Here is a 17,250-nt window from a genome sequence, read left to right as displayed (position 1 = left end):
ACTACTTATTAATGGGGGCGGCGGCCGGTATCGAACAGCGTAACAACCCTGCCCCTGGATTTCAGTTTTTTTGCCAGGGAATTTCCCATCGTGGATTTTCCTGCTCAATGCGTCCCTTCAATCACAACCAGTAGCATTCTGCTACCTTGTATGCACCACTTCAGAGAGTAAGGCTGATCATGAACTACACTCAGCTATTTATCTTCCTACTGGCAGCCGGTATGGTTAATAATTGCAAAGCATCCAATTCAGTGTCCGACCATGGTAACGGGATATCAATAGCAATGGACGAGATTAACTGGCAGTCTCATTGGGAGAACAATAACATTGGCTTCCATCTTGATCAGGCCAACCCTATGCTGGTTAAACACTGGCCCAAAATACGTGCAGTACCAAAGGATATGGTGTTCGTTCCGTTGTGTGGCAAGAGCCTTGATATGGTTGAGCTCCATAAACAGGGACACTTTGTTATTGGCTCCGAGTTGAGCGAGGTGGCTGTAGAAGCCTTTTTTTCCGAGCAAAACCTCAATTACACAAGGCAGGCAGCAGGTGAACATGAGTACTGGTCCAGCGAACGATTAGCCCTGGTCCGGGGGGATTTTTTTACCCTGACAGCAGAGAGTATTCCGGCCAGATTTGTTTATGACCGGGCAGCCCTGGTTGCACTCCCTCCCGGCAAGCAGGAAGCTTATATAGAACAACTCCTGCGTATCGCACCGGATATTGAGCAAATCCTGCTGATCACGGTCGAATATGATGATACTGCCGCAGCAGCGCCACCATTCAGTATCCCACCCAATCGGGTAAAAGCACTCTACGGTGACCACTTCGAGATCGATCTGATTGAGACACGGGACACCAAACCTTCACCTCGAAAACAGGCCCAGGGTTTGCAGGTAATTACAGAGCATGTTTTCAAACTTGACCGGAAGTAGTTTCTAACTACTTATTCCGAGCCAGCAATGCCAATCCCTTCTCCTGCCTGATATCACCGGGTGGTTTTTTTCTGTCGTCTAACCTCTACTTTTTTATCTGCCATCCACACGTCTTTTGTGATTGATTGGGCTGTAAGCAGGAACTTTTTAAAGAAGGGACAGTCTCAAGCAGAAATTCAATATTTCTAGAATTCAATGAACACTTCCAACGCTGGCCCAAATTTCGGTTTTGTTTATCCGTGTTTTCAGGATTGGTCAGGAACACCTTTAGCAAACCCTTATGCTATCAGCACACATCAAGGTATGGCTGGCTGTTATGTACAGATAGTCAATTCACCCCATGTCAGATATATAAATAAGCACATAACCAACCAGAACATGCCGACTCCTACTACACGTTCCCTTAACGATTTTTCTATTTCTTATTCACCACCCACTGAAAACAAACCACCGTTTCCTGGAATCTATGTACAGGCAGCTCTTGATGCCATTGCACCTTGTGATGTAACCAGGAAAGCCGCTGATGATTTTACAAAAACGGATTTAACCCCAAGAAGCTCTCAACGAATAGCTCAGCCATTACCCTCGAAAAATGCATCAGTCAGTTTTGCTCAGTCATCATTGCGTCCAGTGGCTGTAATTGGTCCATTGAATACAGCTACAGAACAGCAAGCGTGCAAAGAAACTGACTGGTTGAAATTAACTGAACCATCCGGTTCTGGTGAACCTCTGCTTGTTTCGCCCAAAGATGACTGCTCTTTGGCAAGAGATATGCCAAAGCAGGCAAAAAGTAAAGCCAAATATGCCACATCGGATAAACGCAGGGCTAGCAGGGCCAGATACGCCAAATCCCAAAAAGGCAGAGTCAATAATTCCAGAAGAGTAGCCAGATACACCCAAACTGCTAAAGGTATGAAAATAAAAGCCATATGTAATGCAAGATCAAACGCCTATAGAGCAGCCTTAAAAAAAGGCTTTAGTGAAAAAGTAGCGAGGGAAAAAGGAGAGCTGGCAGCGAATGCAAAAAAAGCAGAATTATCATCACTTCCCTCTCTTCCCCCGCCTTCAGCCCCCCTGACTGAAGGAACATTAACATTCCTGATGAAACTCTCCTCACCCAGAGTGGTAAGCAATCGAAGCTAAAAAACAGCTACCAAACCGGAAAAGTCAGTGGGTTCGGCAGACAGATTTACGTTTACGTAAGGGGAAGCTATACTCAAGTCGTGATTAGAAAGAAGCGTCTTCAACACGCTGCCAATAACGAGCACAGAACCATGTCCGAGAGCACGTTCACTATTTCAGAACTCGCCAGGGAGTTTGACCTCACTCCCAGGGCGATACGCTTTTATGAAGATCAGGGGCTACTCAGCCCAAAGCGTAATGGTCTGCAGCGCGTATATAGCAAGAAGGACCGCGTTCATCTTAAGCTTATTGTCCGGGGCAGGCGTCTTGGCTTAAGCCTGGCTGAATCCAGAGATTTGATTGCGCTGTATGACCCGACGTCCCGAAATAAAAAGCAGCTCCTGGCAATGCTTGATGCCATTGATACGTCCAGTATGCGCCTTGAGCAACAGCTGCAGGACATTCACATAATGCAGGATGAACTTATCGAAGCCAGAAAGCGCTGTGTTAAAGCCCTGAAGGAAAGCGAACAGTAAACCGTTAGATAAAACTCCCACAGCAATAACAATAAAAAGTGAGGAAGCCCAAATGAGCCAATACGCAGAGCTGAATTTCAACCTTGGAGAAACCAACGACATGCTCAGGGAGCAGGTCAGACAGTTTGCGGCAAAAGAGATTGCGCCAAGGGCCATGGAGATCGACCAGACCAACCAGTTCCCCATGGATCTCTGGCAGAAAATGGGGGATATGGGCTTGCTGGGTATCACCGTATCTGAACCGTATGGCGGCTCAGCCATGGGGTATCTTGCCCATGTTATCGCCATGGAAGAGATCAGCAGGGCTTCTGCTGCCGTAGGGCTTAGCTATGGTGCCCACTCCAACCTCTGTGTCAACCAGATTTTCCGGATGGGTAACGATGCGCAAAAAGAACAATATCTGCCTGACTTGATCAGTGGCCAGGCCATTGGCGCACTGGCCATGAGTGAACCGGAAGCCGGTTCCGATGTCGTCAGTATGAAGCTCAGGGCCGAAAAGAAAGGCGACCGCTTTATCCTGAACGGTAACAAAATGTGGATCACTAATGGCCCTGATGCCTCCACCTGCGTGATCTATGCCAAAACGGAACCGGAAAAAAGATCCCGTGGCATTACCGCCTTTATTGTTGAAAGGGACTTCCCCGGATTCTCCAGAGCCCCGAAACTGGACAAACTGGGCATGCGGGGTTCAAACACCTGCGAACTGGTGTTTGAGGACTGTGAAGTGCCTGCCCGAAACGTGCTGGGCAACCTCAATGGTGGTGTTGAAGTGCTGATGAGCGGACTGGACTACGAGCGGGTAGTGCTTTCAGGAGGCCCCACCGGCATCATGCAGGCCTGCCTGGATGTGGTTCTGCCTTACATTCATGACCGTAAACAGTTTGGCCAGTCCATCGGTGAGTTTCAGCTGATTCAGGGCAAGGTTGCCGATATGTACACCCGGATGAATGCCTGCAAAGCTTACCTCTATGCTGTCGCTGGTGCCTGTGACCGTGGCGAAACAACCCGCAAGGATGCGGCTGGCGTTATTCTCTACTGTGCCGAAACAGCAACAGCACTGGCACTGGATGCCATCCAGATACTCGGTGGCAATGGCTATATCAATGACTACCCCACCGGACGCCTGTTAAGGGATGCCAAACTGTACGAGATCGGTGCCGGCACATCGGAAATCCGTCGTATGCTGATCGGCCGGGAGCTGTTTCAGGAAACCGGACATTAAACGGAGGGGGGATTGTCATGGTGGCACTTACCACAACAATAGCCATAGACAGCGCAGAATTTAATGACAACCGTCGTCAAATGCAGGCACTGGTTGATGAACTGCAGCAGAAGTCTGATCACCTGAAACAGGGAGGCCCTGAAAAGGCCCGCCAAAAACACATCAGCAAAGGCAAACTGCTGCCCAGAGATAGAATCGCCCTGTTGCTGGACCCTGGCTCCCCATTTATGGAAGTCGGACTTTTTGCGGCCGACAAGGTCTACAGCGAAGCAGTACCCTGTGCCGGCGTGGTGGCCGGTATTGGCCAGGTTTCAGGCCGTGAGTGCATGATTGTCGCTAACGATGCCACCGTCAAAGGCGGCAGCTACTTTCCACTCACTGTTAAAAAGCATTTAAGAGCCCAGGCCATCGCCGAGCAGAATCACCTGCCCTGTATCTACCTGGTGGATTCCGGTGGTGCCAATCTGCCCAGACAGGATGAAGTGTTTCCTGACCGGGAACACTTTGGCCGGATTTTCTTTAATCAGGCCAATATGTCGGCCAGGGGGATTCCACAAATTGCTGCGGTGATGGGTTCCTGCACGGCCGGCGGCGCTTATGTTCCTGCCATGGCAGATGAAAGCATTATTGTCCGCGGTCAGGGCACCATTTTCCTTGCTGGCCCTCCCCTGGTGAAAGCCGCCACCGGTGAAGAGATTAGCGCTGAGGCACTGGGCGGTGCAGACGTTCATTGTCGTCAATCCGGCGTGGCCGACCATTACGCCAATGATGATGCCCATGCCATCCGCCTGATTCGACAATCGGTGTCCCGCCTGAATCGGGTAAAGAAAAGTTATTACGATCTCCGGCCAGGTACTGAACCACTGTATGACATCGAAGAGCTCTATGGGGTTGTCCCTTCCGACCTGAGACAGCCCTATGACGTCAGGGAAGTCATCGCCCGTATTGTTGATGGCTCCGATTTTGATGAGTTCAAGGCGCTGTTTGGGGAAACGCTGGTGTGTGGCTTTGCCCGAATCCATGGGCATCCGGTGGGGATTGTTGCCAACAACGGCATACTCTTTTCCGAATCCGCCCAGAAAGGTGCACACCTTATCGAACTGTGCTGTCAGCGCAAAATGCCACTGGTATTTCTCCAGAATACCACCGGTTATATGGTGGGATCCCAGGCGGAGTCCGGGGGTATTGCCCGCCATGGGGCAAAAATGGTCAACGCTGTTGCCTGTGCCAGAGTCCCAAAGTTTACGGTGATAATCGGTGGCAGCTTTGGTGCTGGGAATTATGGCATGTGTGGCAGAGCCTACGACCCCCGGTTTCTCTGGAGCTGGCCCAATGCCCGTATTTCGGTGATGGGCGCAGAACAGGCCGCCAATGTCCTGGTCCAGGTCAAACGTGATGCCATGGAAAAACAGGGTCAGGCATTAAGTGAAGAGGAAGCCCGGGCCATTCGTCAGCCCATTCTTGAGAACTACAATCACCAGGGCAACCCTTACTACGCCAGTGCACGACTCTGGGATGACGGGGTGATTGATCCGGCGGATACCCGCACCGTCCTTGGACTGGGCCTTTCTGCAGCAATGAATGCCCCCATTGAAGACACCCGCTTTGGCATATTCAGGATGTAAGGTGCACATCACAATGAACTATAAAAGCCTGACCCTTGATATCAGTGACCAAACCCGTCAGATCGCTACGCTCTGTCTCAACCGGCCTGAAACCGGTAACGCCCTGAATAAAGAGCTGATTGCCGAAATGCACCAGGCTTTTGATCAGATTGAGCAGACGCCCACCCGCCTGCTGATACTCAAAGCCAACGGTAAACATTTCTGTACCGGTGCTGACCTCAACTGGATGAAACAGTCGAAAGCGCTGAGCAAAGCAGAAAATCATCAGGATGCACGACAACTGGCCAGCCTGATGCAACGGCTGGACCAGTTCCCTGCCCCTACTATAGCGGCGGTGCAGGGTGCAGCATTTGGTGGTGCCCTGGGGCTGATCACCGCCTGCGATATCGCCATCGCCACTCGATCAGCAAAGTTCTGCCTGAGCGAAGTCAAGCTTGGGCTTATTCCTGCGGTCATCAGTCCTTACGTTGTTCGAGCCATGGGAGCACGCCAGGCACGACGCTATTTTCTCAGTGCAGAAACCATATCTTCCAAACAGGCTCTTCGCCTGAACCTGATTCATGAACGGTGTAAAGAGCAGGATTTATCGTCGACAGTCGAAGCACTTTGTGACCAAATCATTCAGAACGCCCCCGTTGCCATGGCTGAAGCAAAACGATTAATTGATGACGTCAATCATCAGCTGATTGATGAAGGCCTCATTAATCTGACCTGCGAACGGATTGCCAGTACTCGTATTTCACCGGAAGGTCAGGAGGGATTGAGCGCTTTTCTGGAAAAGCGTGCTCCGGGCTGGGGAGAGCCTTCAGCCAGTAAAAAGCCATTAGCTAATAAAAAGCCATCAGCAAAGGAGCAACACCATGATTAAACGCCTGCTGATTGCCAACCGTGGGGAAATCGCCTGCCGAATTATAAAAACCGCCCATGCCATGGGTATGGAAACCATTGCCCTCTATTCCGATGCCGACCATCGAGCCCTCCATACGACCATGGCCACTAAAGCAGTCTATGCTGGCCCAAGCCCTGCTCTTGAGAGTTACCTGGATATTGAGAACATATTGTCCATAGCAGAACAGGAAAAGGCGGATGCCATTCACCCTGGTTATGGCTTCCTGTCGGAAAATGCCGAGTTTGCCCTGGCCTGCCAGCAAAAAGGCATCATCTTCGTAGGCCCTCCAGCTTCGGCCATTGATGCCATGGGCTCAAAAAGTGAAGCCAAGAAAATCATGGCAGAGGCCGGAGTCCCTCTGGTTCCCGGTTACCATGGCGAGCACCAGAGTAACCAGCAGCTGATGGCTGAAGCCGCACACATTGGTTACCCCCTGCTGATCAAGGCTGCTTTTGGTGGCGGCGGTAAAGGGATGCGTGTTGTTGAACATTCAGAGCACCTGGAGCAGCAGCTGGAGTCGGCAAGGCGTGAAGCAGAAAAAGCTTTCGGCAATGACCAACTGCTACTTGAACGTTTTGTCACAAAAGCGCGGCATGTAGAAGTTCAGATTTTCTTTGACCAACAGGGAAATGGTGTGTTCCTTTTTGACCGGGACTGCTCTTTGCAGCGCCGACATCAAAAAGTGATTGAAGAAGCCCCCGCCCCCGGCCTGACTCCCGGACTGCGCGAAGCCATGGGCAATGCCGCCGTCGCCGCCGGAAAAGCCATCGGCTATCAAGGGGCGGGTACCGTGGAGTTTCTGCTTGATGGTGATCAATTCTACTTTATGGAGATGAATACCCGCCTCCAGGTAGAGCATCCGGTAACGGAAATGGTCACCGATCTGGACCTGGTTGAGTGGCAGTTAACCGTGGCCTCCGGCCAGCCTCTGCCATTGGATCAGACATCATTACACGGCCATGGCCATGCCATTGAAGCCCGGTTGTATGCAGAAAACCCAAGGCTGGATTTTCTACCCACCTCCGGACGCATTCTGGCCCTGGAATGGCCAGAGACCCATGGCAACCTGCGTATTGATACCGGTATTCAGGCCGGTGACAGCATCACCGCCTGGTACGACCCCATGATGGCAAAAATCATTGCCAGAGGCCCCAGCCGACAAGCTGCAATAGCGCAGCTTCAGACGGCGCTGGCCCAGTATTATCAGGCAGGGATCTGCGATAACCGGGACTTCCTGGCGCATCTGCTGGCAACGCCGGCATTTATTGATGCCAAACTCAGTACTGACTTTATTGATCATCACCCTTTTCCCGCTTTATCCCCGGAGCAAAGAGAGCAGCTGTTAGCGGTTGCGGCTATTTATCAGTTTGAATGTGGCAACCTCGCCAGACCGGATGAGTTACTGCCAACCTCATTTGGCTCCACTTTCAGCACAGAATCCCTGGTTCAGCTTTATCTGGATGAACAGCGCTGGCTGGTCAGGATCGATAAACAGTCCAACCGTTATCTACTCCGTATCGGAGATAAATCACTGACGATAACCGCCAACGTTAACCACGAAACCTGCGGCGCATCCGTGAGCCTCCGTTTTGACACCACAGACGCAGAGAAATTACAGCCAATCATTTGCCGTATAGTTCCCCAGCCCGGGGAATTATTGAAAGTCATTCTTCCAAAAATCAGCTATGAAGTTGCACTCCCCGGCCATCCCATGGAACAGGAAGACCATCAGGATAATGTACCTCTTGCTCCGATGAGTGGCTCCATCACCTGCGTGATGGTCAATGAGGGCCAGTCTGTGGCGCAGGGAACCCCGCTGCTGATGCTGGAAGCCATGAAGATGGAGCACTGCATCACTGCCAAAGAGTCCGGAACCGTTGAGCGGATACTTTATCAGGCCGGAGACCAGGTTGGGGCAGGTTCACCATTACTGACGTTCATCGAAAAACCATAAAAACAACAACACGGAGTAAAGGGATGTCCAGTGATACCGCCAATTCACAGCAACTGCCTGACAGGGTAACGCTGGTTGAGATGGGTGCCAGAGACGGGCTGCAGAATCAGCCGGAGATACTCTCTGCCGGGATTCGCTCTGAGCTGATCAACCGTCTTGCCAGAACAGGACTGAAGCGTATTGAAGCGGGCAGCTTTGTGTCTCCAAAAGCCGTTCCGCAAATGGCAGACTCCCACAACGTTTTTGAGCTTCTTCACCGTCAACCGGGGATCACCTATGGTGCCCTGACCCCAAATCTCAAAGGTTTTGAGGCAGCCCTGGCCGCTGGCGCTGATGAAGTAGCGGTATTTGCTTCAGCCTCAGAAGGGTTCAGTCAGAAAAATATCAACTGTTCCATTGCCGAAAGCCTGCACCGTTTTGAACCGGTTATGGCTGCGGCAAAAAATCACGGTTTAAACGTCAGAGGCTATGTTTCCTGTGTGATGGGATGCCCCTATGAGGGCGAAGTCCACCCTTCCGCTGTTGCCGGGGTAGCCGAACAACTCTGGCAAATGGGCTGCTATGAAATTTCCCTGGGCGACACCATTGGCGTTGGCACGCCCCTCAACGCCAAAAAAGTGCTGGAGCACACTTCCCGGCATATTCCCGTCTCAGCCCTGGCAGCACACTTTCACAATACCTATGGCCAGGCGCTGGCCAATGTTTTAGCACTGCTCGAAGAGGGGCTTTCGATAATTGACAGCTCGGTTGCCGGTCTGGGAGGTTGTCCTTATGCCCCCGGAGCATCAGGCAATCTGGCGACGGAGGATGTGGTCTATATGCTGCACGGTATGGGCATAAAAACCGGGATAAATATGGAGGAACTGCTCAAAGCGGCTACATTCATTTGTGACCAGCTGGGCATACCCTCAAGATCAAATGCCGGGTTGGCATTGAGCCGGTCGATTCATCCTTCCAGGTGAATTACAACTCGCGAATCCAGAGAAGACCCCAGAAAAGAAGCCAAAAGAGAAAGCCAATGTCAGCACTGTGGATACCGGATCAAAACACAATAACATCATCCAATCTTCAGGCGTTTATCAACCGCGTAAAAGAAGTCACAGGTTTGCCACTGGAGGATTATTCTGATCTATACCAATGGAGCATTGAAGAGCGCCCGGCCTTCTGGCAACGGCTGGCAGAATTCTACCGCGTACAATTTCATACCCAACCCTCCGCGCCCTTAATAAACGACAGTATGCCAGGCGCTCAATGGTTTCCTGACTCAACACTGAACTATGCAGAACACCTGCTGCAACAAAGAGATAATAAAACAGCCCTGGTATTCCAAGGTGAGAATGGCCGTCGCCGAACCCTGAGCTACCGGGAACTCTATCAATCAGTGGCCGCAGCTCAACAGGGGTTGATTGCAGCCGGTATCAAAAAAGGGGATCGTATTGCGGCCTTTATGCCCAACTGCCCGGAAACCATTATTCTGATGCTGGCCGCCACAGCGCTCGGGGCAATCTGGTCATCCTGTTCGCCAGATTTTGGTATTCAGGGCGTTCTGGACCGTTTCGGACAGATTGAGCCCCGGCTCCTGCTCACGGTTGACGGTTACTTTTATGGCGGTAAAACCATCGACTGTATGGCAAAAACACCACAGATTCAGCAAAACATCCCATCGCTGGAAACCACGGTCGTTGTGCCTTTTGCCAATCCGGAACCGGATATTGTGCAACTCAACAATGCGGTGCTCTGGACTGATTTCTGCCAGCCATCCAATGAATCGGTGAGTATCGTCCCTGTCGAGTTTAATCATCCACTGTTCATTATGTACTCTTCAGGTACCACTGGCATTCCCAAGTGTATTGTTCATGGTCATGGTGGAACGCTGTTACAGCATTTGAAAGAGCTGGGTCTTCATACCGATCTGAAAGCACAGGACACGATTTTTTACTTTACCACCTGTGGCTGGATGATGTGGAACTGGCTGGTTTCATCACTGGCCCTTGGGGCCACTGTCGTTTTGTACGATGGCTCACCGTTTTATCCCGAACCTGCAACCCTGATGGATATGGCAGAGGCGGAGAAGGTTTCCATTTTTGGTACCAGCGCCAAATACATTGCCGCCCTGCAAAAAGCCGGCGTCAAACCTGCTAGCAGTCATAACCTTCAACATCTCAAAGCCATTCTATCGACAGGCTCTCCCTTGCTGCACGAAAGCTATGACTATGTCTTTCAGGAGGTAAAAGCGGATGTCCGGCTTTCTTCCATATCCGGTGGCACGGACATCATCTCCTGCTTTGCCCTGGGCTGCCCGATACTGCCGGTCTATCGCGGTGAACTGCAATGTCGTGGGCTGGGTATGGATGTTCACTTTGTGGATACCACAGGGTCTCCGCTAACTGAAGCAAAGGGAGAGCTGGTCTGTCAGTCCAGTTTCCCGTCCATGCCCGTTGGCTTCTGGAATGACCCCGATGGCAGCAAGTACCACAACGCCTACTTCAACGAGTTTGCCGGGATCTGGGCTCATGGCGATTACGGCGAGCTGACCCGGCATGGCGGCGTTATTATCCATGGCCGGGCCGATGCCGTATTAAATCCGGGAGGTGTCCGCATTGGTACTGCCGAGATTTATCGCCAGGTTGAAAAGGTAGAAGAAGTACTTGAGAGCATTGCGGTAGGACAGGAATGGGAAGACGACACACGCATTGTGTTGTTTGTGCAGCTTCGTGATGGCGTGACACTTGATGATCAATTGATCCGGAAAATCATCCAGACCATTCGCAGCAACACTACGCCTCGTCACGTTCCCGCCAAAGTTCTGCAGGTCACCGACATTCCAAGAACCATCAGCGGTAAAATCGTCGAGCTGGCAGTGCGTGAAGTTATTCATAACCGGCCGGTAAAAAATACCGATGCCCTGGCCAACCCGGATGCCCTAGATCAGTTCAGACACCGTCAGGAGCTTTTTTCCTGAGCTTTTCAAAGTACCGAAGGGCTCACGCATTTCAGGCTGGCCCGTTTCATGCGCTTCTCGGGAATTTTCACAGCAAAGTAACGCACTCAGGACTATTCTACCCTGCGGGTTGTTTGCTCTTTGTCGTGAGAATCCCCGAGTCAGGCACGAACAGGCCTTCACTACCCGTATGGCATTTTCATTATGCTGGAAGACCGAACAATCCAATTACAAAATCCCATGACTGCCTGTGGCGGTCCCGGGAATTTGAGCGGTAGGAAACCAGCACAATAATTAACGCCATCGTGAGGGAGTGATTTTGATAAATCCACCAACCATGCCCGGCAGCGTTACCGCCAGCGCCTCACAACCAGCAACAAGCCAGTCTGTTGAGCCACAGGGACGGTGGGGGCGGCTGGGTGTGTGTTCAGAATCTGACGCCATACCGTTGTTACAGGACAATAACCGGGAGGCAGATCCGGTAAACGACCACAGTGCAATAAAAAACAGACAGCAAGACGTACCGCCGCAGCATCGTAAACCGGCCAGCACCACACCCCGGACTCGCCAGCTGCCGAACCCGGCCGTGGTGCCAAGTGTTCCGTCCAACCTCGCTGCTGCCAATGGGACAGCCACAGCTGACGATAACAGTGACCGGTGGATAGCGGTGCCGGATGCTGCAACCCTGGGCAAGATCGGCCATGACCCTGACTATCCACTCAATGGTACTTACCGACAGACCGGGGATATTGATGGTAGCCAGTTGGGCCAGCCCATTGGTAATGATACTCACCCATTTACCGGCAGCCTCCGTGGCGAAAACGGCACCATTGGTAATCTCAGCCATTGTCTGGTGCAAACCCTGGGAGCTAATGGCAAGATCGATGGTCTGAGGTTTAACGGTGTCTTTATAAGAGACAAAGGTCCGGTTGCGGTTGCGGCCTGTACCATTGCAGACGCGGCCTTGGTCAGTAATATCCGCGTTAAGAATGCCCATGTAGAAGCCCTTGGCGACAGTGCGGGGATTGCCGGGGGGAATGTCCGGGGAACGGTGCTCAACACCACCGCCGTGAACTGCACAGTGGCAGCCTCCGCTGGCGTGGAAGACGCCGGAGCAGCAGGGATTGGTGCCGGGTTTCTCCGTGATAATGGCAGGGTTGTCGGCACCACTGCGGTGAACTGCACATCGGCCAGCTCTGAATATTCAGGGGCAGCAGGCATCGGTGCAGGGAGGTTTATGGCAGGTGTCAAAGCATGGGGGCGTCGTGATGGTCATGGCACGGTTGCCAACACCACGGCGGTGAACTGCAAAGTTGAAAATTCCGCTCAATATGGCGGTGCAGGCATTGGCGTGGGTACGGCTTTTAATGATGGCACGATTGCTCACACGACGGCGGTGGACTGTACAGTCGAAAACACCGGTGAGGATGGCGACGCAGGCATTGGCCTGGGCAAATCTGTTTTTTTTGACATGGTTGCCAACACCACAGCGGTGAACTGTACCGTGGCCGCTTCCGGTTTGCGTGGCAATGCAGGCATCGGCGCAGGGGGAGGTAGTTTTTCTCTGGCAAATGTTGCTAACACCACAGCCGCAAACTGCACTGTGGCACACTCCGGCCCCGGCGGGAACGCCGGTATCGGAGTGGGCATGGTTGGTGGCGGATTTGAATCTGGAAAGGTTGTTGGCACCACCGCACTGAACTGTACAGTGACAACCTCCGGCAAGAGCGCAGATGTTGGCATCGGGGTGGGAAGATTTTTAACTCATGGCAATCTTGCCTGCACCACAGCAATCAATTGCGAAGTCGACAGTGAGTATGGAGATGCTGGTGTCATGGGTGGTCCTGAAGCTGGTATCTGTAATGTCCGAATCAATGGACAGTGGCAGAACAATACCGACCCTGGTTGTCATCCCTGGCTGGAAAATTTATGTGCAGGTATTGACCCTGGTCTGCTGCCGCCGAATTATCGACCCGATGTTTATAATTTTACGGCACTGGCAAACAATCAAATTCGTCAGTGTGGGTTCTTCCCGACCACAATCCCAACAACAATCCCAACAACAATCCCAACAACAACCCCACCCACATCGGGTAAAAGCAGCTCAAGGGATGTGAACCTGAATCAAGCCGCTTTAGCCGCTATAGCCCTGGGCGGTGTACTCTTGGTGCTGGTGGCTGGCTTGTGCATCTACCGCTACTATCGCAACCGGGCATCGCCTGCGGCTGGCTATAGCCCCCTATTGTCCGGGAGTACAGGAGACAATCCCGTGAACAGATCCCCCGAATGCTCCGTGAACTCACTGCCCGATATTGCCGAAGAAAGCGATGATGATGAATTGGTGCCATTACTCAGGTTGGTATAGCCACCGAAGGTGGTGAAAGTCATTTGCTCACTGAAAGGGCGTTTATCATGAATAGCGTCACAAATTCGATCAACAATTTGAGTAATTTTTCCACCTGTGCTCTCTGTAACGTCCCAACAACCAGTTCATTTGGCGGGCGATCGGTAGTCACCGCGTCGTGCAGCAAGTCCCACCAATTCCATCTTGACTGCATTCTTAAACCATTGCTTGATCAAGCCAGGGCTGGGGCTAGGCGGAGTATACTGCATTGTACTGTCTGCTCGGAGCAACCTGTCCTGCCGTTGCTTCGTGACTCTCAGCCTGTCGCTGAACATGCCTGTCGTTATGGGGATCTGGAAGCATTGGAAAAGGTGTTGGATCTTGATATCAACAATATAGGCTGGGAACAACCCGGAGCAGCCACTTATGGCGATAATCTGGAGAGCAGAGTTAGCGACCTGGGACGGATGGCCGCTAAACACGGTCAGGTTGAGTGCTTGCAATTATTGTGGGAAAAATCAAAAGGGCAAGGGCCACTCCCCAAGCCTAACCATGTCTTTTATGCAGCGGCTGCCAATGGCCGGATTGAGTGTATGGAGTGGGTATTAAGCACCTGGGTCAACAGGATAAGCAGAGATTACATTACCGAAAAACTTAATAAGGCAATGCGTGAAGCTGCCAGAGAAGGTCAGGTAGAGTCTATGCGGTATTTGCTGAAAGAGGGGGCAAACGCAGCTGTTAGCGCTCTGCATTGTGCCTCGCTAAAAGGCCAAACTGATTCAATCCGATTTCTGCTGAAATCATGTGACAGTTTTAAGGGTCTCGACAGTAAACGACATACTGAGATTTTAAATAAGTCTCTGACATACGCCACCGACAAAAATCAACCCGGGAGTGTGCAAGTTTTGCTCGAGGAGGGACGAAAACTCGTTGGTCGTCTTGATCTCAATGATGCTTTGTTCAATGCCATTAGGCATGGCAGCACCCAGTGCATACAACCTCTGATTGCTGAAGGTGCTGACATTAATGGCAGACTGAAAGGATTCGACGTTGCTTATCACACGCTTCTTACCCGGTCGGTTAGTTGTCAAGACAAAAAGCTCATGAATGCAGTTATGCTCGCCGGGGCAAATGTCGATGTTAAAAACCAGTTTGGCGACTGCGCACTTCATATCGCCGCTGGACTTGATGATGTTACCTACCTGCGAAAACTCCTTGAGTCTGGGGCGGATTGCAATGCCAGAGATCAACAGGGCCGTACAGCCCTCCACCTGGGCAGCCGGACTGACAATGTAGAATGTGCCGAAACTCTGATCAGGGCTGGGGCCAATATTAATGCCAGAGACTGCTCCGGTGAAACTCCGCTCTTTGCGGCTACCAGAAAAAACAATATTAGATATATTTTGACCCTTATTGATGCCAATGCAGATATTAACGTCAAAAACTACAGGGACAAGACGGCGCTGGATTTTGCCAGTGATGCACAATGCAAGCGAGCACTTATCGGAGCCGGAGCCAAGTACAGCTGGGATTTAAATCCATTAGATGCTGCAGACGCTTTGGACGATAGAAGACAGTGCACTTTAACCTGATCCAGATTGGCTGCTTTGGTTTGGACAAGAGAAAAACCCGTTCTTTTCTTGCTATTCCATGGGCAGGCCGATGCCGTATTAAATCCGGGAGGTGTCCGCATTGGTACTGCCGAGATTTATCGCCAGGTTGAAAAGGTTTTTCATTATGCTGGATGACCGGACAATCAAATTGCAAAGACCCATGACTGCCTGCGGCGGTCCCGGGAATATGAGCGATAGGAAACCAGCACAATAATTAACGCCATCATGAGGTAGTGATTTTGATACAGCCACCAGCCATGCCCGGTAGCGTTACTGCCAGCGCCTCGCGACCTGCAACAACCCAGTCTGCCGAGCCACAGGGACGGTGGGGACGACTGGGTGTGTGTTCAGAATCTGACGTCATACCGTTGTTACCGGACAATACCCGGGAGGCAAACCCGGTAAACGACTACAGTGCAATAAAAAACAGACCGCAAGACCTACATCGTAAATCGGCCAGCACAACACCCCGAACTCGCCAGCTGCCGAACCCGGCCGTGGTGCCAAGTGCTCCGTCCGGCCTTGCTGCTGCCAATGGGACAGCCACAGCTGACGATAACAGTGGCCGGTGGATAGCGGTGCCGGATGCTGCAACCCTGGGCAAGATCGGCCATGACCCTGACTATCCACTCAATGGTACTTACCGACAGACCGGGGATATTAATGGTAGCCAGTTGGGCCAGCCCATTGGTAATGATACTCATCCGTTTACCGGCAGCCTCCGTGGCGAAAACGGCACCATTTGTAATCTCAGCCATTGTCTGGTGCAAACGCTCGGTGGTCCGGGCCGGATCGATGGCCTGAGCTTTAACGGTGCCAATATAAAAGACAAAGGCCCGGTCGCGGTAGCGGCCTGTACCATTGCAGACGCTGCCATGGTCAGTAATATCAGCGTTAACAATGCCAGGGTAGTAGCCCTGGGTGACAGTGCGGGGATTGCCGGGGGGGATGTCCGGGGAACGGTGTTCAACACCACCGCAGTCAACTGCTCCGTGGCAACTTCCGCTAGCGGCGAAGAGACCGGGAACGGGAACGCAGGTATTGGTGCCGGGCTACTTCGTGGTAATGGTAATGTTGTCGATACCACTGCGGTGAACTGTCACGTGACAGCTACCCTCAGGGATGGAAGTGCAGGCATCGGCGCGGGTACGGCTTTTGGGACTGGCACGCTTGCTGACACCACGGCGGTGAACTGCACAGTCGAAAACTCCGGAGATTATGGCTACGCAGGTGTTGGCGCAGGCAGAGCTGCTTTTTTTGGTATGGTTGCCGACACGACAGCCGTGAACTGTAACGTGACAGCTTCCGGCCTGGATGGAAGTGCAGGCATCGGCGTGGGGGGAGGCGTTTTTAGTTTGGCAACTGTTGCCAACACCACAGCGGTAAACTGCAATGTGACAACCTCCGGCACTCGCGGGGGTGCCGGCATCGGGGCGGGCACGCTTTTAACTGGACTTGATTCTACAAAGATTGCTGACACCACCGCACTGAACTGTACCGTGGCATCCTCCGGAAAGGACGCATGTGCTGGCATCGGAGCGGGAATATTAGATTCTAAAGCCATCGTTGCCAGCACCACAGCGATAAATTGCGAAATCGACAGTGAATATGCAGTGTCTCCTATCACGGGTGGTTCTGACCCTGATATCTGTAATGTCCGTGTCAATGGACACTGGGAAAACAATACCGTCCCTGGTTGTCAGCCCTGGCTGGATAATTTATGTGCAGGTATTGACCCTGGTCTGCTGACGCCAGATTGTCGGCCTGGTGAGGCACTGGCAAACAATCCTGTTCGTCAGTGTGGGTTCTTCCCTGTCGTCCCGACAACAACCCCAACCACTTCCAGCAATAGCAGCTCAAGGGCTTTGGACCTGAGTCAAGCCGCTATAGCCGGTATTGCCCTGGGCGGTGTGCTTTTTGTACTGGTGGGGGTTTTGTGCATCTACCGCTACTGTCGCAACCGGGCATCATCTGCGGCTGGTTATAGCCCCATATTGGCCGGGAGTACAGGGGACAATCCCGTGAACAGATCCCCCGAAGGCTCCGTGAACTCACTGTCCGATATTGCC

Annotated in this window: 12 protein-coding genes; all 12 read left to right on the top strand. The window is 52.1% G+C overall.

The window, feature by feature from the left end; genetic code table 11:
• Positions 1-179 precede the first annotated feature (179 nt).
• Positions 180-935 (top strand): thiopurine S-methyltransferase, encoded by a 756-nt coding sequence (locus ACO6V1_RS17775; protein ID WP_422467873.1) that lies wholly within the window; start codon positions 180-182, stop codon positions 933-935.
• Between the two features lie 195 nt (positions 936-1,130).
• Positions 1,131-2,078 (top strand): hypothetical protein, encoded by a 948-nt coding sequence (locus tag ACO6V1_RS17770; protein WP_422467871.1) that lies wholly within the window; start codon positions 1,131-1,133, stop codon positions 2,076-2,078.
• A 131-nt stretch (positions 2,079-2,209) separates the two neighbouring features.
• Complete coding sequence (locus tag ACO6V1_RS17765) at positions 2,210-2,593, top strand: MerR family transcriptional regulator (protein WP_422467875.1); 384 nt, start codon at positions 2,210-2,212, stop codon at positions 2,591-2,593.
• Between the two features lie 52 nt (positions 2,594-2,645).
• A complete protein-coding gene (locus ACO6V1_RS17760) occupies positions 2,646-3,815 on the top strand; it encodes an isovaleryl-CoA dehydrogenase (protein ID WP_422467869.1) in 1,170 nt (389 codons plus the stop codon).
• Positions 3,816-3,832: 17 nt separating this feature from the next.
• Positions 3,833-5,440, top strand: coding sequence for a carboxyl transferase domain-containing protein (locus ACO6V1_RS17755; RefSeq protein ID WP_422467867.1), 1,608 nt, complete (start codon positions 3,833-3,835; stop codon positions 5,438-5,440).
• 13 nt (positions 5,441-5,453) lie between these two features.
• Entirely contained in the window at positions 5,454-6,308 is an 855-nt protein-coding gene (locus ACO6V1_RS17750; protein ID WP_422467865.1) for an enoyl-CoA hydratase-related protein, read from the top strand.
• Entirely contained in the window at positions 6,301-8,283 is a 1,983-nt protein-coding gene (locus ACO6V1_RS17745; RefSeq protein WP_422467863.1) for a biotin carboxylase N-terminal domain-containing protein, read from the top strand. The genes ACO6V1_RS17750 and ACO6V1_RS17745 overlap by 8 nt, the downstream gene beginning before the upstream one ends.
• Before the next feature lie 23 nt (positions 8,284-8,306).
• Positions 8,307-9,245, top strand: coding sequence for a hydroxymethylglutaryl-CoA lyase (locus ACO6V1_RS17740; protein WP_422467861.1), 939 nt, complete (start codon positions 8,307-8,309; stop codon positions 9,243-9,245).
• 56 nt (positions 9,246-9,301) lie between these two features.
• Positions 9,302-11,245: an acetoacetate--CoA ligase gene (locus ACO6V1_RS17735; protein ID WP_422467859.1), complete on the top strand. Its 1,944-nt coding sequence runs from the start codon at positions 9,302-9,304 to the stop codon at positions 11,243-11,245.
• Between the two features lie 298 nt (positions 11,246-11,543).
• A complete protein-coding gene (locus ACO6V1_RS17730) occupies positions 11,544-13,589 on the top strand; it encodes a hypothetical protein (RefSeq protein ID WP_422467857.1) in 2,046 nt (681 codons plus the stop codon).
• A 281-nt stretch (positions 13,590-13,870) separates the two neighbouring features.
• Positions 13,871-15,160 carry an ankyrin repeat domain-containing protein gene (locus ACO6V1_RS17725; protein ID WP_422450324.1) on the top strand — a complete coding sequence of 430 codons (1,290 nt, stop codon included), beginning with the start codon at positions 13,871-13,873 and terminating at the stop codon, positions 15,158-15,160.
• Positions 15,161-15,420: 260 nt separating this feature from the next.
• On the top strand, positions 15,421-17,250 hold a 1,830-nt coding region (locus ACO6V1_RS17720), incomplete at its 3' end, for a hypothetical protein (protein WP_422467855.1).

This window comes from Endozoicomonas sp. ALC013 (assembly GCF_049310205.1).
Classification (GTDB): domain Bacteria; phylum Pseudomonadota; class Gammaproteobacteria; order Pseudomonadales; family Endozoicomonadaceae; genus Endozoicomonas.
Note: the sequence above shows the minus strand (reverse complement) of the source record. Positions and strands in the feature narration are given on the sequence as shown.